Source organism: Azospirillum terrae (assembly GCF_053470425.1).
In genome coordinates, this window is record NZ_JBPXMR010000003.1 from 363,252 (window position 1) to 380,843 (window position 17,592).

A 17,592-nucleotide genomic window follows, 5' to 3' on the forward strand; every position below is an offset into this window, starting at 1 on the left:
GCGAAAGTCCATTTTTGTGATTCACGACCCGCAACTTCTCTTCGACGTGCTGCTTCTGCTGCTGTCGGCGATCGTGCTGGTGCCGCTGTTCCGGGCGCTGCGCATTCCGGCGGTGCTCGCCTACCTGATCGCGGGCGTCGTCCTGGGGCCGCACACGCCGGGGCCGGTGGTTGATCCCGAGTTGCCGGGCGTGCTCGCCGAGTTCGGCGTGGTCTTCCTGCTGTTCGCCGTGGGGCTGGAACTGCCGCTGTCGCGCCTCCAGGCCATGCGGCGCTTCATTTTCGGGCTGGGGATGTTGCAGGTGGTGGCGACCACCGCCGCCATCGGCGTGGCGGCCTGGGCGCTCGGCCTCGACTCCAGCGCGGCGCTGGTGGTCGGGGGGGCGCTGGCCTTCTCCTCCACCGCCACGGTGCTCAAGGTGCTGGTCGAGCGCGGCGAGACGGTGGCGCGCTTCGGCCGCGTCTCGGTGGCCGTGCTGATCTTCCAGGATCTGGCGGTGGTGCCGCTGCTGACCCTGCTGCCACTGCTGGCCGGCGACGCGGCCAATTTGCCGGAAGCCCTGGCCGTCGCGTTGGCCAAGGGTGTGGCGGCCATCGTCGGCATCATGCTGCTGGGCCGCTACGTGGTGCGGCCGGCCTACCGTTTCGTCGCCTCGGCCAACAGTCCGGAGGTGTTCACCGCCGCGAACCTGTTCCTGGTGCTGGCGGTCGGCCTGCTGACCGCGCAGGCCGGCATGTCCATGGCGCTGGGAGCGTTTCTCGCCGGGCTGCTGCTCGCCGACACCGCCTACCGCCATCAGGTCGAGGCCGACATCGAGCCGTTCCGCGGCCTGCTGCTCGGCCTGTTCTTCGTGACCGTGGGCATGTCGCTGGACCTGCCCTTCATGGCCCGTAAGGTGGAGATCGTGCTGGCGCTCACCGCGGCGCTGCTGGTCGGCAAGAGCCTGCTGCTGTTCGTGCTGTGCCGGGTGTCGGGGCTGGGCACCGCCAACGCGCTGCGGGTCGGCCTGCTGCTGGCGCAGGGCGGCGAGTTCGCCTTCGTGGTGGTCAGCCGTGCGGTCGGCCTGCACATCCTCGACGGCGACGACGGCCAGACGCTGACCACCGTGGTGGCGCTCAGCATGGCGCTGACCCCGGCGATCGGCCTGATGGCGCACAATCTGGCCGAAACCTGGGAGCGCCGCTGGGGCTCGGAAGCGTTCCGGGTCGAGACCAGCGACGTCAAGGGCCACGTGCTGATCGCCGGCTATGGCCGGGTCGGGCGCACGGTGGCGCACATCCTGACGCGGCACGGCATCCCCTATGTGGCGCTGGATCTCGATGCGCACCGGGTGGCGGCGATGCGCGACGGCGGGCGGCCGATCTACTACGGCGACGCCACGCACGGCGGCGTGCTGCGCGCCGCGGGGGTGGAGCGCGCCCGCGCCGCCGTGGTCACCGTCAACCGCCCGGCGCTGGCCGAAAAGGCGGTGGACGCGATCCGCCGCCACGCCCCGCACCTGCCGATCATCACCCGCGCCCACGATCTGGCGCAGTTCGGCCGCCTGAAGAGTTCCGGCGCCTCGTCGGTGGTGCCGGAGACCATTGAGGCCAGCTTGCAGATGGCCGGCCTCGTGCTGCGCTCGGCGGGGGTGCCGGCCGAGGCGGTGGACGACGCGCTGGACGAACTGCGCAAGGACAACTACGGGGCGCTGGTCGAAGGCCCGGCGGAGAAGGGTGGGGCGGCTGGGTAGAAGCCTACAAAGGTGTGTGGTGGGACTGTACCTCCTCCGCGTGAATCTGTACGCTCCTCCGCACGCGGGGTGGCGCGTTGCCGGTCTCCCGCACAGGCGCTATCTTACCTGGAGCGGGCGTTCGTGACGAAAGGGTTGTCCAGCCGCGAGCTGATCCGCATGCTGAAGGAAGACGGGTGGGCGCTGATCGCGACGGCAGGCGATCATTGGCAATTCAAGCACCCGAAGAAGCCCGGCCGCGTTACGGTGCCGCACCCGCGCAAGGACATCGACGTCAAGCTCCTGCGCAGTGTCTACCGGCAGGCCGGGTGGGATTGGAAGACGCGGAGGTGATGATGCGCCGGTACGTTGCCACTCTGCACCATTCGGACAGCGGCGGCTGGGGTATTTCGTTTCCCGATTTTCCCGGCTGCATCAGTGGTGCCGACAGCTATGAAGGCGCGTTGCGCATGGGCGCCGAGGCCCTGGACTTCCATGTCCGCGGCATGCTGGAGGACGGCGACCCCATCCCGGAGCCGCACGACGAGGCGACGCTGCGCGCCGACCCTGAATTTACCGAGGATTTCGAGGAGGCGGTGGTCGCCCTCGTACCGTTGACGCTGCCCGAGACGCCGGCCGCGCGTCGGGCGGCCGGCTCGCGGTAGACCCGCCTCACACCCCCGCCGTCGCCTCGACGAGCGGGTAGGGCGGCTTGTGAAGGCCGGCGGGCGAGGCGGTGAAGATCTCGCAGCCGTCCCTGGTCACGCCGATGGAATGCTCGAACTGTGCCGACAGCGACTTGTCCTTGGTGACCGCGGTCCAGCCGTCGCCGAGGATCTTCACGTCGTGGCGGCCGGCGTTGACCATCGGCTCGATGGTGAAGAACATGCCCTCCTTCAGCACCACGCCCTGGCCGGGCTTGCCGAAGTGCAGCACGCTCGGCGGCTCGTGGAAGACGCGGCCCAGCCCGTGCCCGCAGAAATCGCGCACCACCGAATAGCGGTGGCTCTCGGCGAACTGCTGGATCGCATACCCGACGTCGCCCAGCGTGGCGCCCGGCTTCACCTTGGCGATGCCGATCATCAGCGCGTCGTAGGTGACCTCGACCAGCTTCTTCGCCTTCACGCTGACGTCGCCGCACAGGTACATGCGGCTGGTGTCGCCGTGCCAGCCGTCGACGATGGGAGTGACGTCGATGTTCAGGATGTCGCCGCTCTGCAACCGCTTGTCGCCGGGGATGCCGTGGCAGACCACGTGGTTGACCGAGATGCAGGTCGACTTCGGGTAGCCCCGGTAGCCCATCGGCGCCGAGATGCCGCCATGGTCGGCGATGAAGGCGGCGCACAGACGGTCCAGTTCGGCCGTGGCGACGCCCGGCTGCACATAGGGGGTGATGAAGTCGAGCGCGGCGGCGGCCAGCCGGCCGGCCTTGCGCATCCCCTCGAAGTCCTCCGGCCCGTGCAGCCGGATGCGATGGGAATCGAGGTCGTTGTGTTCCACAGACTGTCCTTCTTCGTCACGGGCGTTCCCGGCGCCGCCCCCGCCTCCTCAATCGGCAAGGCGCAACGGCAGCGGCCGGTCCAATTCAATCGATTCCCGCGTCAGCGCGCAAGACCAACACAAAGTTTCCACACCGGCCTCCACCGCCCGGCGCAGGCCGGCATCGTAGGCGGGGTCGATGTCGCGGGCCACCCGGAAGTGGGTGCAGTCCATGCGCTGGACAAGGTAGAGCATGACCGCGCGGCAGCCCTGGGCGACCATCGCCGCCAGTTCCTCCAGGTGCTTGGCGCCCCGCGTGGTGACGCAGTCCGGGAACTCGGCGAAAACCATATCCCCTTGGCCATTGTCCAACTGCGGCCGGCGCAGATGGACGTTCTTGACCTCCACATAGGCCGGCGGCCGGCCGTCGTCCTCCAGCAGCACGTCGATGCGCGAGTTCTTCCCGTACTTCACCTCGCGCCGGAGGCGGGCGTAGCCGGCCAGCTCGGGAATCGTGCCGGCAGAGATCGCCTCGGCGACCAGGGCGTTGGGGTGCGCGGTGTTGACGCCGACCAGCCCGCCGTCCGCCTCCACCAGTTCCAGCGTGAAGGCCAGCTTGCGATTCGGATTGGCTGAGCGCGACAGCCAGACGGCCGAGCCCGGCATGTCCACGCCGATCATGCTGCCGGAGTTCGGCACATGTGCGGTGACCAGCTCCCCGCCGAGATCCACATCGGCGAGGAAGCGTTTGTAGCGGCGGACCAGCCGGCCTTCGAGGAGCGGGGAGGGGAAGCGCATGGCCGCACGTTACGCGCGCGGCCTTGGCCTTGACAACGTCCCCCATGTGCTAATGTAGGAGAAGCCCCGCCCCGCCACCACCCCTTCCACCGACGCCGGATCCCATGACCGCCACCGACCACGCCCCCACCGCCGCCGTGCTCATCGTCGGCAACGAGATCCTGTCCGGCCGCACCAAGGACGCCAACCTGCCGCACATCGCCGAGACGCTCGGAGAGTTGGGCATCCGCGTCCGCGAGGCGCGCGTCGTGCCCGACGTGGCCGAGGAGATCATCGCCGCGGTGAACGCGCTGCGCGCCCGCTACGATTACGTCTTCACCACCGGCGGCATCGGGCCGACGCACGACGACATCACGTCGGAGTGCATCGCCATGGCCTTCGGCGTCGATCTCGAACGCAACCCGGAGGCGGTGGCGCGGCTGGAGCGGCACTACGGCGACCCGTCCAAGCTCAACGAGGCGCGGCTGCGTATGGCGAACATCCCGGCCGGCGGCGAACTCATCGACAACCCGATCAGCGCCGCGCCGGGCTTCCGCATCGGCAACGTCTTCGTGATGGCCGGCGTGCCCAACATCATGCAGTCGATGCTGGACAGCGTGCTGCCGAACCTGAAGGGCGGCCCGCCGATCCTCGCCCGCACGGTCAGCTGCACTCTGGCCGAGGGGGCGCTGGCCGCCGATCTGGGCGCCTTGCAGGAGCGCTATCCGATGCTCGACATCGGCAGCTATCCGTACTTCCGGCGTGGCGACTTCGGCGTTTCGCTGGTGCTGCGCGGCACCGACGCGGCGCTTCTGGAGCAGGCCACGGAAGAGTTGGCGGGCATCGTCCGAGGGTTGGGCGGTATGCCGACCGTCACAATCGGGTCGAAGGGGTAGCTTTCATCCTATTTCGGAGTGACGAATTGCTATGGGGCCTGTTGTCTCTAACTCCAGGAGTTGGTGAACAATTCGGCGGTCGTGCCATGAAGCCCTTCGAGAAAGAGGCTGTTTTCTTCCTGCTGAACCATCTGTTCGCGGGGATGGCGGGCGCTGTGGTGTCGGGTGTCGGGTTGTTGCTGTGCGACGTGGCCAATCTGCGCACGATGATGCTGTCCAGCGATTACGGCCTCGTTGCCTGTTTCCTGCTGTTCGCCAGCCTGATGATCACGTTCGGCAGCGTCGCCATGGGCATCGGCATCATGTCCATCGGCATGGAGTCCTGGCGTGACGAATAGGCATCAGAACGGACCGAAGGCCGTGTAGGCGAAGGCCAGCGCCGCCACGATGGCGAGCCATGCCGCCGCGTAGGGCAGCCACGTGCGGCGGTTGCTCCGCAGCGCACTGGGTACCACCAGCACCGCGGCCATCAGCAGCCACACCAGCGCCATCCACTGGTTCTCGCCCATCGCCCGTCTCCCGCCGTGCCGCCCGCACCCCAGGATAGGCGATGAATCGGCGATGTCCACGGGCCTTGACCCGCCCGGCGCAAGCGTCTATTCAACCCACGCGGGTGCGTATCGACCCCCGCAACGGGAGACAACTCCTGGGTGTAGAGCGCCGGGTGCGCGGGCGTGGCGGAACGGTAGACGCATCGGACTTAAAATCCGTGGCCGGAAACGGTGTGGGGGTTCGAGTCCCCCCGCCCGCACCAGGGGCTCCCCACCTGGGGAAAGGCGGCTCAGCAACCCGCCTGCACCGCCCCATACACCGGTGCCACCCGGTCGTAGAGCTGCATCAACTCGCGTTCCTCGTTGGCCCAGTTGTAGTGCGCCTTCACCGCTTCGCGGCCACGCCGGCCCATGGCTTCGGCCTCTTCCGCGTGGTCGAACATCCACTGGATCGCCTTGGCGATGGCGTTCGTGTCGGTCGGCGGCACGCACAGGCCGCAGCCGTACTTCTCGACGATGCCGCGGTGGTAGGGGAAGTCGGCGGTGATCACCGGAATGCCGGCGGCCATGTACTCGTAGAGCTTGACCGGCTGGGTGTCGAAATAGTTCTGCGTCGGGTAATACAGCGCCAGCCCGACCCGCGACTCGGCCAGCAGGCGCTGCACCCCGGCGCGGTCCACCCGCCCGCGATAATCCACCCGCGGCCAGCCCGGCGAGCCCTGCATCCGCTCCCGCAGCGCCGAGGTCTCGATGCTCCCGGCCAGCAGCATGGTCGCCTGCGGCGCGCCCGGAAGCTGCGCCATGGCGTCCACCATCTCCGCGGCGCAGCGGTCAGCGGAGATCGTGCCGGCGAAGGCGACGCCGCGGCGCTCGGCGAAGGGGATGGCTGTCTCGCCGGTGAACTCGGTGAACAGTGCGAAGTTCTGCACCAGCACGGTCTTGCGGCGCGGGAAGCGCTGGGCGATGGTCGGCGTCGCCGCCACCACGCCGGACATGGCCCGCCCGGCAATCCACTCCACGAACTCGGCCAGCGCCGCAATGGGCGGGCGCAGGGCTTGAGGAATCCAGGTGCGGGTCAGGATGTCGCGCGGCAGATCCTCGTGCACGTCGTAGATCACCCGCTTGCCCAGCAGGCGCAGCACCAGGGCGCCGGGGATCAGCTCGGGGTCGTGGAAGTGATAGACGTCGGCCTTCAGCTTCAATCCGGCGGCCACCACCGCGGGCATCGTCGACAGCAGGCGCGCCAGCAGGCCCGGTTTGCGCTTCAGCGCCACGATGTCCACGTCCTGCCGGCGGACCGGCTGCCCGTCGGCGGTGACGAAGCGGTTGTCGGGGATGACCAGCGACACGTCGTATCCGGCCCGTGCCAGACCAACGCATTCCTTTGCGAAGACGCGGGCGTCGTCGGCGAGGTGCGTGGATGTCAAATGGACGATTTTGACCCGATCCGGCGGCGAGAGGCTGTCAGGCATGAGACCGTTTCCCCCGATTTTGTACTGACGCGGTCGTGTTATCTTATCCTACCGGCGCCGCCGGCACCGGTGAACCGCGCAAAAGACCAAGGCGCTTCCCTCCAACGCGCCTTCTTTCGAGGCAGGCGGCGGCGCGGGCCGGTCACCTCTTTTTTGCGAGTATCATTTGTTTGCCGTTCGGTGCCGATAAGATAACATCGCTGCGTGCGCCCAACCGCCGGATATCGGGAGTGGACATGACGATGCAGGCTCAGTTCGAGCAGCCCCTCGGCGTAAAACGCAGCGCCGGTCCGCTGCCCGCCATCCTCGACGATGTGCTGTCCATCGAGGCGAGCTACATCCTGTTCATCTTCGCCGGCCGCTACAAGATGCTGCCCGAGTTCCGCAGCTTTCCGCTGGATTTCACGTTCCTGTTCTTTGCGCTGACTCTGGCGCTGATCGTCTGGGCCGTCTTCGCGCGCAGGCTGAAGGCACCGGAACTCGACGCGCCGAACGTCCTGATGATGGCTTTCTGCGCGCTCAGCGTGGTCAGCGTGTTCTGGTCCAGCGTCGAGCCGCGCAACGTCGACAAGGCGTGGCGCTTCATCCTGCTCGGCGCCAGCAGCTATTTCTTCGTCGTCGTGCTGGCGCAGGAGGCGCAACGGCGCGAGCGTCTGGTCCGGCTGATGATCGGCTTCAGCGTCGCGCTGCTGGTATACTACGCGACGTATCGCTGGGTGATCGGCATCGACGAGCGCGAACTGTACTTCACGGGTCGAATCCAAGGGAACAATTACCTGGAATACGGCGACCACGCCGGCATCCTGTTCTTCGCCGGTCTGGCGACGGTGGTCTACGGGCCGACGAAATGGCGGCTGGCGGCGATCGGCGCGGCGGTCGCGGCGCTGTTTGCGCTGATGACCATCGGCGCGCGTGGCCCCATGCTGTTCGCGTTTCTGGGCGTGCCGCTGACCGTCGTCGGCCTGATGCTGTGCCGGCGCGTCTTCGCCCGCGGTATGAAGCGGCTGCTGGTGCTGCTGGCGGTTCTGTTCGCCATGGCCTGGGCCGGCTATGTGGCGCTGGTCGCCATCCAGGGGGCGGAAGGCGCCTCGGCGCAGCTCTACACGGTCACGCGCATGACGCTCCAGCTTTCCAACGAAAACACCCATTCGTTGGACGTGCGGGAGGAAGCGCGCGACCTCGCTTACCGCCGTTGGCTGGAGCAGCCCATCCTGGGCTGGGGCATGGGCGAATTCCGCGTCCAGCACAGCCTGGAATACCCGCACAATCTGTCGCTGGAGATCCTCATGGAGATGGGGCTGGCGGGGGCGGTCCTGTTCTTTCCGCTGCTGGGCATCGCCGTGGTGACCTGCATCCGCGTCGCCCGGCGGGAGAGCATGGGCTGGGTGGACGCCGCCATCGTGCTGATGTTCCTCACCGATTTCCTCTCACACACGACGGTGCAGGGCTATCTCCCGGACGACCGCATCTACTTCGCTTACCTCGGGCTGGTGATCGGGATGCGCAGCACCCTGGCGCGCACGGCGCCACGGCGGGCCATCGTCCGATAGCCGGCGCTCTCCGCTTCGGGCACCCCTTCTGTGCCGCCTCTTTCTCCTAGTTCTTATGCTTGCGCCGATAGAAAACATAATAACATCGCTGTATCACGCACTGGGAGGAAGAGCGGATGACGGCATTTGCTTTGGTCGGCTGCGGGCGCATCGCGAAGCGGCACGCCGACCTCCTGGCCGGCGGGCAGATCAAGGGGGCGACCCTGGCTGCCGTGGCGGAGATCGACGAGGCCCGCCGCCAGCATTTCGCCAGGGAATACGGCGTCCCCGCCTACGCCGACTATCACGCCATGATGGCGGAGATGGGCGACAGGATCGATGTGGTCAGCGTCCTGACCGAGAGCGGCAACCATTCCCGCCACACCATCGACCTCGCCCGCTACGGCAAGCACATCGTCGTCGAAAAGCCGATGGCGCTGACGCTGCCCGACGCCGACGCGATGATCCGCGCCTGCGACGCCGCCAACGTCAAGCTGTTCGTCGTCAAGCAGAACCGTTTCAACCTGCCGGTCGTCCGCCTGCGCCAAGCCATCGAGCAGGGGCGCTTCGGCAAGATCGTCATGGGCACGGTGCGGGTGCGCTGGTGCCGCCCGCAATCCTACTACGACCAGGCGCCGTGGCGCGGCACCTGGGCGCTGGACGGCGGCGTCTTCGCCAACCAGGCGAGCCACCACGTGGACCTGCTGGAATGGCTGCTGGGCGAGCCGGAATCGGTGTTCGCCAAGGCGCGCACCGCGCTGGTCAACATCGAGGCGGAGGACACCGGCGTCGCGCTGATCAACTTCGCCAGCGGCGCGCTCGGCGTCGTCGAGGCGACGACCGCGACGCGGCCCAAGGATCTGGAGGGCTCCATCTCCATCCTCGGCGAGCGCGGCACCGTGGAGATCGGCGGCTTCGCGGTCAACGAGATGAAGACCTGGAACTTCATCGACCAGGGCCCGGAGGACGAGGCCATCCTGCGCGAGTGCCGAGAGACTCCGCCGGACGTCTACGGCTTCGGCCACCAGCATTACCTGAACAACGTGGTGGACAGCATCCAGCACGGCGGGCGCGCCCTGGTGGACGGGCTGGAGGGCTACAAGTCGCTCTACCTGCTGTCGGCCATCTACGAATCCATCGCCACCAAACAGGAGGTCCGGCTGCGCTTCCGGCCTCAGGTCTCCCCCCTCGGAGTGTCCGCGGCATGAGCAGCGTCACCACCCTGCAACGCATTCCCTTCGTCAACCTCGGCCGGCAGATCGAACGGCTGCGGCCCGACCTCGTCGCCGCGTTCGAGGCGGTGCTCGATAGCCGCGGCTTCATCAAGGGGCCGCACGTCGCGGCCTTCGAGGCGGCGTTCGCCCAAGCACTCGCCAGCCCGCACGTCGTCGGCTGCGCCAACGGCACCGCCGCCGTGGCGCTGGCGCTGGAGGCGGCCGGCATCGGTCCCGGCGACGAGGTGATCGTCCCGTCGCTGACCTTCATCGCGACGGGCGAGGCGGTCTGCCACGTCGGTGCCACGCCGGTGTTCTGCGACATCGACCCGGACAGCTACACGATCTGCCCCAAGGACTTGGAACGGCGCCTGACGCCGCGCACGCGGGCGGTGATCCCGGTCCACCTCTACGGCACGCCGGCGGACATGGACGCCGTCATGGCGGTGGCCTCCGCGCACAATCTGGTGGTGATCGAGGACTGCGCCCAGGCGCACCTCGCCACCCACCGCGGGCGCAGCGCCGGCACCATCGGCACCGCCGGCTGCTTCAGCTTCTTTCCGGGGAAGAACCTCGGCGCGCTGGGCGATGCCGGGGCGGTGGCGACGGCTGACGCGGCGCTGGCGGAGCGCATCCGCAAGCTCGCCGACCACGGCCGCCTGTCGAAGTACGAGCACGACATCGTCGGCTACAACCAGCGGCTCGACGGCCTTCAGGCGGCGATGCTGTCGGTCAAGCTGCCGCACCTGCCGGCCTGGACCGCGCGGCGCCGAACGGTGGCGGCCTACTACGACAGCCGCCTGAAGCCCGCGGGCGTCAAGGTCATCGCGCCGCCGCCGGGGGCGGTGTCGGTCTATCACCTCTACGTCATCGAGGTGGACGACCAGCACAAGACCGCGGCCGAGCTGGCGGCGCTGGGCGTCGAGACGGGGGTTCACTACCCGTGCCCGCTGCACCTCCAGCCGGCCTTCCGCCATCTGCGGGGCGAGGCGCTGCCGAACGCCGAACGGGCGGCGTCGCGCATCCTCAGCCTGCCGATCTGCGGCGAGATCACCGACGACGAAGCGGCGTACGCCTGCGATCAGGTGCTGACGGTGCTGGGCAAGGCGTAGGGTATCTTAAAGCCCCTCTCCCTCGACGGGAGAGGGGCTTTCAGCGTTTCCGATGCATCATCAGCGCCCGACGTTCGACCCGACGTTCGAATAGATGAAGAAGCGCGAACTGCCGTAGGCGTACTCGTCCACCTTGGTCAGTATACGGTCCGCGTCCAGCACCGGCGCCAGATCGTCGGGGTTGGAGACGATCAGCAGGATGGTGCGGCGGCGCGTGCGGATCGACGCGTGGGTGTTGGCCAGCACCGTCGCCATGACCGCCGGCCGGAATGGGTTGAACAGGAAGAGCACGTCCTCGTCGCCGGCGAAACGGTAGTGCGCGGCGTCGCTCTCGACGACGGAGATCGCCGGACCCGGTCCGAAGCGTTTCCGGTAAGCGGCGATGTTGCTGTGGCATACGGCGGACAGCTCCGGTGCGAACTCGACGCCGACGATCCGGCGGAACGGGTAGCCGGCCGCCGCGCACAGGACCCGGCCCTTGCCGCACCCGAAATCCACGAACACCCGGCCGTCCGGCAGGTTCAGCCGCTCCATCAGCTTGCGGAACGCCCGCACCCGCGTCGGCGTGTACTCGACGCCCAGGTGCTTGTTCTCGCTGCCGACATCCAACGCGTGCAGGGGAACGATCCGCGAGGTCTCGGTGCCGTGCAGGCGGTCGAAGCGCACATCGTCGAACAGCGCCGCCGCGTTCTCAACGGTGCCGCGCAGGCCGTTCTGCCGCACGCTGTTGGCGTAGCGTGCGAGGCGTCTCCAGGTTTCCGACAGTGGCGACAGTCTGCCTGGCCTCACGACTTGCCCCGCAAGGCGTGGGGGTCGACGCCGGCCCCGGCGCGCCGGGAGGCCCAACGGTGCCAGGCGCCGCGCAGGAAGGGCATGGGGTCGTCCCAGGCCATGGCCGACTTGGCCTCGCACTCCCAAGCCCAGCGTGCCCACGGCAGCAGCGGCAAGCCCGCCGCGCGGGCCGCTGTCAGGTCATTGACGACATGGCACCACCGCACCCCGGAGCGGGCGCGCGTCACCTCCGGCCGGGGCAGGCCGAGCAGGTCGGCATAAACCATGGCCGGCAAATTTACGCCCGCCAGGGCGCCGGGCAGGTGCCAGAGGCTGAACCGCGGATTGACCTCCAGCAGGTGCAGCGTGCCGTCCGGGCCGCGCTTGAAATCGAACTTGGCGACGCCTCGCAGTCCCAGCGTGCCGGTGAGCGTGCGGCCGAGCGCCGCGACGTCCGCCTCGTCGGTGATGATCAGCGCCGTGCTGTGCCCGAACGCCTGCGGGTAGGTGCGGATCTTGCGGCCGGTGAACTCGCCGGCGATGGCGCCCCGCTGGTCCACATAGACGTGGTAGCTCTCGATGCAGGATTCGGGGCCTGGGATCATTTCCTGGGCCAGCAGATCCTGGCCCGCGTCCACCAGATACGGCCACAGCGCGCGAAAGGCCTCGGGGCTGTCGACCTGCCGCGCCTTGGCGGCCTCGCCCATCTCCTTCCAAGCGCGGTCGCGCGTCGCCGGCTTGACGATGATGGGGAAGCGCAGGTCGAGGTCCGGCGGCGTCGGCGAGGCGGCCGGGCGCAGCCGTTGCGTTTTCGGCACGGGAAGGCCGAGGCGCTCCGCCAGCACCTGGAACCGCGTCTTGTCGACAAGGTCCTCGACCAGCTGCGCGTCGGCGATGGTGAAGCGGAAGGCGGACGCCAGCCGGTCCCGGTAGCGGGAGACCAGCAAAAGCTGCGTGTCCTCCTCGAAGAACAGCACGGGCGGCTCGGGCTGCGCGGTGCCGAAGCGCACCAGCTCACCGACGAGCGCGTCGGTGTCCTCCGTGAAGCTCTCGCACGGAAGCGCCGCCCGCGTGAAGCGCGAGTAGAGCGTCGGGCTGCCGTGCCGCGCGACCGAGGCGCAGCGGATGCCGGCCAATCCGATCGGCCGCAGCAGGTTCATGCTGCCCATGACGCACGCCATCGCCCGGCGGCCGGACGAAACGCTGACCATTCGGCACTCTCCCATGTCCGGTGGGTTGAGGAAGACGGTTCGGCTGGTGGTTGTTGCTGTTATGTTTTTTATGGTCTGCGATTTTCTCAGCATTCCGGCCCCAAAGGAAGCCGATCTCGGTGGTACCCTGCTTTGGCTGTGCGTTCCGGGGCGGGCGGCTTCCAGTGCGGCGCCTGCTGGGTAGTTGCAATAATATCAATTTGTTGAGATGCCGCGACGTCCGATGACCGGCGCGCGCAGCGTGTGCGATTGGCCGCGGTCGTCCACCTGGGCGGGTTTGTCTTTTTTGCGGGATGCGGCTCGTCTTTTGGTGTTCGTCTTTTTCGCTTCTTGCCTGAAATCACCGTGGGTAATAAGTTCGGCTGAAAATATCATCGGCCCGCAGTCGCTCGGCAGCTTCCGTAAGGACAATCGATAAGATGGTGGTGCGATGAAAGATATGAACGAGAGCCACGCGCTGTCACCCGCCGCCGGGCTGGTGGACACCGCGCGTTTCGGGGAGGACACGTTTCGCGCCATCCTCGCCCGAGCGCTCGACGGCGGGTACGGCTTCGCGCGCTTCGACGAGCCGGTCGCCACGGCGCCTTCCGGCCGCCCGGTGTTCTACCTTCGCCACGACGTGGACATATCGACACCCATGGCGCTGCGCCTCGGCGAGATCGAGCACGAGCACGGCGTGCGCGGGAATTTCTTCTTCCAGCTCAACGCCGAGACCTATTCCTTCTTCGTGCCGGAGACGCTCGACATCATCCGCCGCCTGCGCGACATGGGGCATTGCGTCGGCCTGCACATCGACGAGCTGCTGATCGGCGCCGACGAGCGCGCCATCGCGCGGACCTTCGACTGGGTGACCGACCACATCGCCGCGGTGGACCGGGCGGTGAGTTTCCACCGCCCGTCGCCCGACGTGCTCGGCCGCCGCTACGCGACGTTCATGAACGCCTACGACGACCGTGTTTTCGACGCCGCGTCTTATCTGTCGGACTCCCGCCGCAGTCTGGCGTTTCACGACACGCTGATGGACTGGCTAGCGGAGGAGAGACCGCGCGTCCAATTGCTGCTGCACCCCGAATGGTGGTGCGAGGTCGACTCCCTCGGTCAGTTCTGGCAGCGGTTGAGCGACCGCCGGACCGACCAGCTTCGCCGTTACATGATGAAGAACTTTCCAAAAGTGTTCGCCGGCCTGCTCGGCGGCGAGGATCGGCGTTTCAGCATCTAGGAATTATCGTCCGCAGAGGGGAGCGTGGTCTTGCCATGAAAGTTGCTGTGCACCAGCCGAACTACATCCCGTGGCTCGGCTATTTTGCAAAGCTGGCGAGTGTGGATATTTTTGTATTCCTCGATGACGTGCAGCTGCCGCAGGGGCGGAGTTACGTTCACCGGACGAAGGTCCACTCGCCGTCCGGCGGCGCCTGGCTGTCGGCGCCGATCCGCCGGGAGGAGCGGCAACTGATCAAGGACGTGCAATTCGCCGAGGAGGACTGGCGCCGCCGCCATCAGGCGACGCTGTTCCACACCTACCGCAAGGCGCCGTTCTTCGATGCGGTCATGCCGCTGGTGGAGGCGATCTACGCCTTCGGCGCCGACAGTCTGGCCGGCTTCAACCGGAACGCGGTGGTCCTGCTGGCGGAATTCCTCGGCCTGACCTGCCGGTTCGAGCTGTCCAGCGACTTCGCCGTGGCCGCCAGCAGCGACGACCGCCTTATCGAACTGGTCAGGATGGTCGGCGGCGACACCTACATTTCCGGTGCCGGCGGGCAGAACTATCAAAGCCCGGAAAAGTTCGCAGCGGCCGGCATCGACCTGTGCGTCTGCGAGTACAGGCCGCGGCCGTATTTTCAAAGCCAGGGCGGCTTCCTGTCCGGCCTGACCATCCTGGACGCGATGTTCAACCTCGGGCGGGACACGGTGCAGCACCTGTCTTATGAGCAGGCCGAGGAACACGCCACTCCCTGTCCTTTGACCTGACGCACACCTTCTTTTGCACCCAGGGCAAAAAGAGGGTGCATAATAAAAGGATCCGTGTTATTTGAGACAACAGCGGCGGGCGACCGCCTCCGGCGAATGCTGAACCTGCCTTGGGCTCGGGAACATGGCAAAGCGACGCGAAAAGGGGAAGATTCCCCATCAGGAATGGCCGGCGATCCGCACGCGGTATGCGGCCGGGGAATCGCTCGCGAGCATCGCACGGGATTACGGGTGCACCGGCCCGGCCATCCGCTACATCGTCAACCGGCCGGCGGAGGCCGATGGGCTGGCGCCGGCCGTGGCCGAGCCCGTCCGGCATCCCGCCCCGGCCGACAGCGATGCGCCGGCACCCGCCCGCGAAGACGCGCCCATGCCGACGCCCGCGCCAGCGCCCATCGACCCCGAACTGCGCTGGCGGGTCAGCAGTGAGATCGCCTCGTTCCTCGTGGTGTTCGACTCCTTTCTTACGGAAAACTCGGCGGAGAGCTACGACCAGCTCCTGGACGCCACCGACCGCCTGATGCGGGTGGCCGCGCGCACGCGCATCGAGTTGGAACGCGCCCGCCCGTCCGAGCACTCCCGGCTTCGCCAGGGCCGACCGGCAGCCCGCACCCGCGTGGCCGCGTCCTGACAATCCCGAGAAGTGGCCCGAGAAGTGGCCCGAAAAATAGCAGTGTGGCGCCGACGCAACGTTCGGCCAAAATGATACGATTTACATAAAATGTTACTTTAATTTGTCCGACTTTCGCCTCATCGGCTCGGGCTATGGTTCCGCCACGAACGGAGCCGCATTCGGGAACGATCCCGGCCAATGGGCTCCCTTGCTCGACCGCCGCGTCGCGACCTTCGCGAAAGCGCGCACAGCAAAGGAATTGAAAGCTATGACCGACTTCTACGTCTCGACGACCGGTTCGGACTCCAACGCCGGCACCAAGGATTCGCCCTTCAAGACCATCTCCAAGGCGTCCTCGGTGTCATCGGACGGGTCGGTCGTGCACGTTGCCCCCGGCAACTACCAGGGCGGTTTCACCACCTACGCCAATGGCGTGACCTACGTTTCGGATGTGAAGTGGGGCGCCAAGATCGTCACGCCGAACTCGCCGGACATGGCGTGGAACAACAAGGGCGCCAACGTCACCATCAACGGCTTCGAAGTCGACGGCACCGGTTCGAACACGCGCATCGGTATCTACACCACCGGTTCCAACACGGTGATCGAGAACAACAAGGTGCACGACATCGCCGCCAACCCGGCGACCGCCGGTTCCAGCAACGGTGGTGCGGGCATCTATGGTGACGGCTACAACGGCGGCACCAACATCACCATCAGCAACAACGAGGTGTTCGAGGTCGGTCCGGCCGGGCAGAACAGCAGCCTGATCCACGGCATCTATCACAGCACCACCGGCACCATTTCCAACAACCTCGTCTACAACAACGCCGGCGTCGGCATCCACCTCTGGCACGACGCGCACAACGTGACCATCGCCAACAACACGGCGTTCAACAACAACATGGGCGCCTGGATCGGCTCCGGCGACAACTACAATTACTTCGGTCCGGCCGATTACGTGAAGGTCGCCAACAACATCTTCTACGACAACCGCTCCTCCGGCATCTCCGAGGGCGGCAGCACCGGCACCCACAACACCTACACCGACAATCTGATCTATGGGAACGGCACGAACCTGAGCCTGCAGAACGGGCTGACGGCGACCGGCACGGTCTCCGCCGATCCGAAGTTCGTGAAGTACGTGGATGTCGGCGGCGGCGACTATCATCTGGCGTCCGGCTCGCCGGCCATCGACGCCGGCACCACCTCGGGCGCTCCGACGACGGACATGACGGGCGCCGCCCGCGTGGGTGCGGTGGACATCGGCGCCTTCGAGTTCACCTCCGGCACCACCACGCCGCCCCCGGCGCCGACGCCCACTCCGACGCCGACGCCCACTCCGACGCCCACCCCAACGCCGACCGCCGGTGCGTCGAGCATCGTGGTGAACGCCTCGGGCACCGTGGCGGCCGGCGTCAACGCGCACTTCAACGTGCTGGTCGACGGCGTGAAGGTCGGCGAGGCCACGGCCGGCACCACGGCGAAGGACTACACGTTCACCGCCAACGCGACCGCCGACGCCGCGCACAAGGTGCAGGTGCAGTTCGACAACGACGCCTACATCAACGGCCAGGACCGCAACCTGCTGGTCAACAAGATCACCATCAACGGCCACGCCGTGGCGCCGACCGACAGCATCGTCACCTACGACAAGGGGGCGCTCGACGGCAAGGACGTGGTCGCCGGCCAGTCCGGCATGTGGTGGGGCGGCACGCTGGTCGTCGGCGCCGACAAGTCGTACTTCCCGGCCGGCACCACCACGACCACGCCGACCGCGTCCGGCTCGACGGTCACGGTCAACGCGCAGGGCACCCCGGCGGGCGGCGTGGACGCGCACTTCAACCTGCTGATCGACGGTCAGAAGGTGGGCGAGGGTGTCGCCGGCAGCACGGCCAAGGACTACACCTTTACCACCAGCGCGACGGCGGATGCCGCGCACAAGGTGCAGGTGCAGTTCGACAACGACGCCATCATCAACGGCCAGGACCGCAACCTGATCGTCAACAAGATCACCATCAACGGCCACGCCGTGGCGCCGACCGCGTCGAACGTGACCTACGACCGCGGCGCGCTGGATGGGCAGGACGTGCTTGCCGGCCAGTCGGGCATGTGGTGGAACGGCACGCTGGTGGTCAACGCCGACAAGTCCTACTTCCCTGCGGCGCCCACCGCGGCGGCGGCCCAGCAGGACGTCTACCAGCATCTGGTCACCCAGACCGTGCAGACCGCCCCGGTGGACGCCCACACCGCCAGCCACCCGGTTGCGTCGACGGACCTGACGTTCACCGACACCGCGGTGCACACGCTGGTGGACCCGCTGCACCACTACGACACGGCCGCGTAAGGCC

At 67.4% G+C, this 17,592-nt stretch carries 18 protein-coding genes and 1 tRNA gene; 13 read left to right on the forward strand and 6 right to left on the reverse strand.

Annotated features, from left to right (window positions below):
• Positions 1-16 precede the first annotated feature (16 nt).
• The 3 genes from ACSVDD_RS11610 (at position 17) to ACSVDD_RS11620 (ending at position 2,376) form a co-directional block, all read left to right on the forward strand.
• Entirely contained in the window at positions 17-1,732 is a 1,716-nt protein-coding gene (locus ACSVDD_RS11610) for a monovalent cation:proton antiporter-2 (CPA2) family protein (RefSeq protein ID WP_448189508.1), read from the forward strand.
• A 123-nt stretch (positions 1,733-1,855) separates the two neighbouring features.
• Positions 1,856-2,065 (forward strand): type II toxin-antitoxin system HicA family toxin, encoded by a 210-nt coding sequence (locus ACSVDD_RS11615; protein ID WP_448189509.1) that lies wholly within the window; start codon positions 1,856-1,858, stop codon positions 2,063-2,065.
• A 2-nt stretch (positions 2,066-2,067) separates the two neighbouring features.
• Positions 2,068-2,376, forward strand: a complete 309-nt coding sequence (locus tag ACSVDD_RS11620) for a type II toxin-antitoxin system HicB family antitoxin (RefSeq protein WP_448189510.1) — start codon at positions 2,068-2,070, stop codon at positions 2,374-2,376.
• 7 nt (positions 2,377-2,383) lie between these two features.
• On the opposite strand, the gene map is transcribed toward ACSVDD_RS11620, so the two are convergent.
• Both map and sfsA read right to left on the reverse strand, forming a co-directional pair.
• Complete coding sequence (gene map, locus ACSVDD_RS11625) at positions 2,384-3,211, reverse strand: type I methionyl aminopeptidase (RefSeq protein ID WP_448189511.1); 828 nt, start codon at positions 3,209-3,211, stop codon at positions 2,384-2,386.
• A gap of 48 nt (positions 3,212-3,259) precedes the next feature.
• Positions 3,260-3,988: a DNA/RNA nuclease SfsA gene (gene sfsA / locus ACSVDD_RS11630; RefSeq protein ID WP_448189512.1), complete on the reverse strand. Its 729-nt coding sequence runs from the start codon at positions 3,986-3,988 to the stop codon at positions 3,260-3,262.
• 104 nt (positions 3,989-4,092) lie between these two features.
• Between sfsA and ACSVDD_RS11635 the strand changes: the two genes are divergently transcribed.
• Both ACSVDD_RS11635 and ACSVDD_RS11640 read left to right on the forward strand, forming a co-directional pair.
• The gene (locus tag ACSVDD_RS11635) at positions 4,093-4,863 is read left to right on the forward strand and encodes a competence/damage-inducible protein A (protein ID WP_448189513.1); all 771 of its coding nucleotides are present in this window, start codon (positions 4,093-4,095) and stop codon (positions 4,861-4,863) included.
• An 86-nt stretch (positions 4,864-4,949) separates the two neighbouring features.
• The gene (locus ACSVDD_RS11640; RefSeq protein ID WP_448189514.1) at positions 4,950-5,201 is read left to right on the forward strand and encodes a hypothetical protein; all 252 of its coding nucleotides are present in this window, start codon (positions 4,950-4,952) and stop codon (positions 5,199-5,201) included.
• A gap of 3 nt (positions 5,202-5,204) precedes the next feature.
• Here the strand turns inward: ACSVDD_RS11640 and ACSVDD_RS11645 are convergent, their stop codons facing one another.
• Entirely contained in the window at positions 5,205-5,372 is a 168-nt protein-coding gene (locus ACSVDD_RS11645; RefSeq protein WP_448189515.1) for a hypothetical protein, read from the reverse strand.
• Between the two features lie 159 nt (positions 5,373-5,531).
• Between ACSVDD_RS11645 and ACSVDD_RS11650 the strand changes: the two genes are divergently transcribed.
• Positions 5,532-5,617, forward strand: a tRNA-Leu gene (locus tag ACSVDD_RS11650).
• 27 nt (positions 5,618-5,644) lie between these two features.
• On the opposite strand, the gene ACSVDD_RS11655 is transcribed toward ACSVDD_RS11650, so the two are convergent.
• Positions 5,645-6,826, reverse strand: coding sequence for a glycosyltransferase family 4 protein (locus tag ACSVDD_RS11655; protein ID WP_448189516.1), 1,182 nt, complete (start codon positions 6,824-6,826; stop codon positions 5,645-5,647).
• A 236-nt stretch (positions 6,827-7,062) separates the two neighbouring features.
• On the opposite strand from ACSVDD_RS11655, the gene ACSVDD_RS11660 reads away from it, so the two are divergent.
• The 3 genes from ACSVDD_RS11660 (at position 7,063) to ACSVDD_RS11670 (ending at position 10,681) form a co-directional block, all read left to right on the forward strand.
• The gene (locus ACSVDD_RS11660; protein WP_448189517.1) at positions 7,063-8,376 is read left to right on the forward strand and encodes an O-antigen ligase family protein; all 1,314 of its coding nucleotides are present in this window, start codon (positions 7,063-7,065) and stop codon (positions 8,374-8,376) included.
• 116 nt (positions 8,377-8,492) lie between these two features.
• Positions 8,493-9,563, forward strand: a complete 1,071-nt coding sequence (locus ACSVDD_RS11665) for a Gfo/Idh/MocA family protein (RefSeq protein ID WP_448189518.1) — start codon at positions 8,493-8,495, stop codon at positions 9,561-9,563.
• Entirely contained in the window at positions 9,560-10,681 is a 1,122-nt protein-coding gene (locus tag ACSVDD_RS11670) for a DegT/DnrJ/EryC1/StrS family aminotransferase (RefSeq protein ID WP_448189519.1), read from the forward strand. The genes ACSVDD_RS11665 and ACSVDD_RS11670 overlap by 4 nt, the downstream gene beginning before the upstream one ends.
• Positions 10,682-10,741: 60 nt before the next feature.
• Here ACSVDD_RS11670 and ACSVDD_RS11675 read toward each other — a convergent pair whose 3' ends face one another.
• Positions 10,742-11,470 carry an SAM-dependent methyltransferase gene (locus tag ACSVDD_RS11675; RefSeq protein ID WP_448189520.1) on the reverse strand — a complete coding sequence of 243 codons (729 nt, stop codon included), beginning with the start codon at positions 11,468-11,470 and terminating at the stop codon, positions 10,742-10,744.
• Positions 11,467-12,663: a carboxylate--amine ligase gene (locus ACSVDD_RS11680; RefSeq protein WP_448189521.1), complete on the reverse strand. Its 1,197-nt coding sequence runs from the start codon at positions 12,661-12,663 to the stop codon at positions 11,467-11,469. Before ACSVDD_RS11680 ends, ACSVDD_RS11675 begins: the two co-directional genes overlap by 4 nt.
• A 439-nt stretch (positions 12,664-13,102) precedes the next feature.
• On the opposite strand from ACSVDD_RS11680, the gene ACSVDD_RS11685 reads away from it, so the two are divergent.
• The 4 genes from ACSVDD_RS11685 to ACSVDD_RS11700 all read left to right on the forward strand — a co-directional run bounded on the left by ACSVDD_RS11685 (position 13,103) and on the right by ACSVDD_RS11700 (position 17,588).
• Entirely contained in the window at positions 13,103-13,882 is a 780-nt protein-coding gene (locus tag ACSVDD_RS11685; RefSeq protein WP_448189522.1) for a hypothetical protein, read from the forward strand.
• 35 nt (positions 13,883-13,917) lie between these two features.
• Complete coding sequence (locus ACSVDD_RS11690; RefSeq protein WP_448189523.1) at positions 13,918-14,631, forward strand: WbqC family protein; 714 nt, start codon at positions 13,918-13,920, stop codon at positions 14,629-14,631.
• Between the two features lie 124 nt (positions 14,632-14,755).
• Positions 14,756-15,262, forward strand: coding sequence for a hypothetical protein (locus tag ACSVDD_RS11695; RefSeq protein WP_448189524.1), 507 nt, complete (start codon positions 14,756-14,758; stop codon positions 15,260-15,262).
• A 250-nt stretch (positions 15,263-15,512) separates the two neighbouring features.
• Complete coding sequence (locus tag ACSVDD_RS11700; RefSeq protein WP_448189525.1) at positions 15,513-17,588, forward strand: carbohydrate-binding domain-containing protein; 2,076 nt, start codon at positions 15,513-15,515, stop codon at positions 17,586-17,588.
• Positions 17,589-17,592 lie beyond the last annotated feature (4 nt).

Coding starts and splice junctions, on each gene's coding strand:
- ACSVDD_RS11620 (WP_448189510.1), top strand. CDS start 2,068: ATGCGCCGGTACGTTGCCACTCTGCACCATTCGGACAGCGGCGGCTGG.
- ACSVDD_RS11695 (WP_448189524.1), top strand. CDS start 14,756: ATGGCAAAGCGACGCGAAAAGGGGAAGATTCCCCATCAGGAATGGCCG.
- ACSVDD_RS11640 (WP_448189514.1), top strand. CDS start 4,950: ATGAAGCCCTTCGAGAAAGAGGCTGTTTTCTTCCTGCTGAACCATCTG.
- ACSVDD_RS11655 (WP_448189516.1), bottom strand. CDS start 6,826: ATGCCTGACAGCCTCTCGCCGCCGGATCGGGTCAAAATCGTCCATTTG.
- ACSVDD_RS11685 (WP_448189522.1), top strand. CDS start 13,103: ATGAACGAGAGCCACGCGCTGTCACCCGCCGCCGGGCTGGTGGACACC.
- ACSVDD_RS11680 (WP_448189521.1), bottom strand. CDS start 12,663: ATGGTCAGCGTTTCGTCCGGCCGCCGGGCGATGGCGTGCGTCATGGGC.
- ACSVDD_RS11645 (WP_448189515.1), bottom strand. CDS start 5,372: ATGGGCGAGAACCAGTGGATGGCGCTGGTGTGGCTGCTGATGGCCGCG.
- ACSVDD_RS11690 (WP_448189523.1), top strand. CDS start 13,918: ATGAAAGTTGCTGTGCACCAGCCGAACTACATCCCGTGGCTCGGCTAT.
- ACSVDD_RS11670 (WP_448189519.1), top strand. CDS start 9,560: ATGAGCAGCGTCACCACCCTGCAACGCATTCCCTTCGTCAACCTCGGC.
- ACSVDD_RS11665 (WP_448189518.1), top strand. CDS start 8,493: ATGACGGCATTTGCTTTGGTCGGCTGCGGGCGCATCGCGAAGCGGCAC.
- ACSVDD_RS11700 (WP_448189525.1), top strand. CDS start 15,513: ATGACCGACTTCTACGTCTCGACGACCGGTTCGGACTCCAACGCCGGC.
- ACSVDD_RS11660 (WP_448189517.1), top strand. CDS start 7,063: ATGACGATGCAGGCTCAGTTCGAGCAGCCCCTCGGCGTAAAACGCAGC.
- ACSVDD_RS11635 (WP_448189513.1), top strand. CDS start 4,093: ATGACCGCCACCGACCACGCCCCCACCGCCGCCGTGCTCATCGTCGGC.
- sfsA (WP_448189512.1), bottom strand. CDS start 3,988: ATGCGCTTCCCCTCCCCGCTCCTCGAAGGCCGGCTGGTCCGCCGCTAC.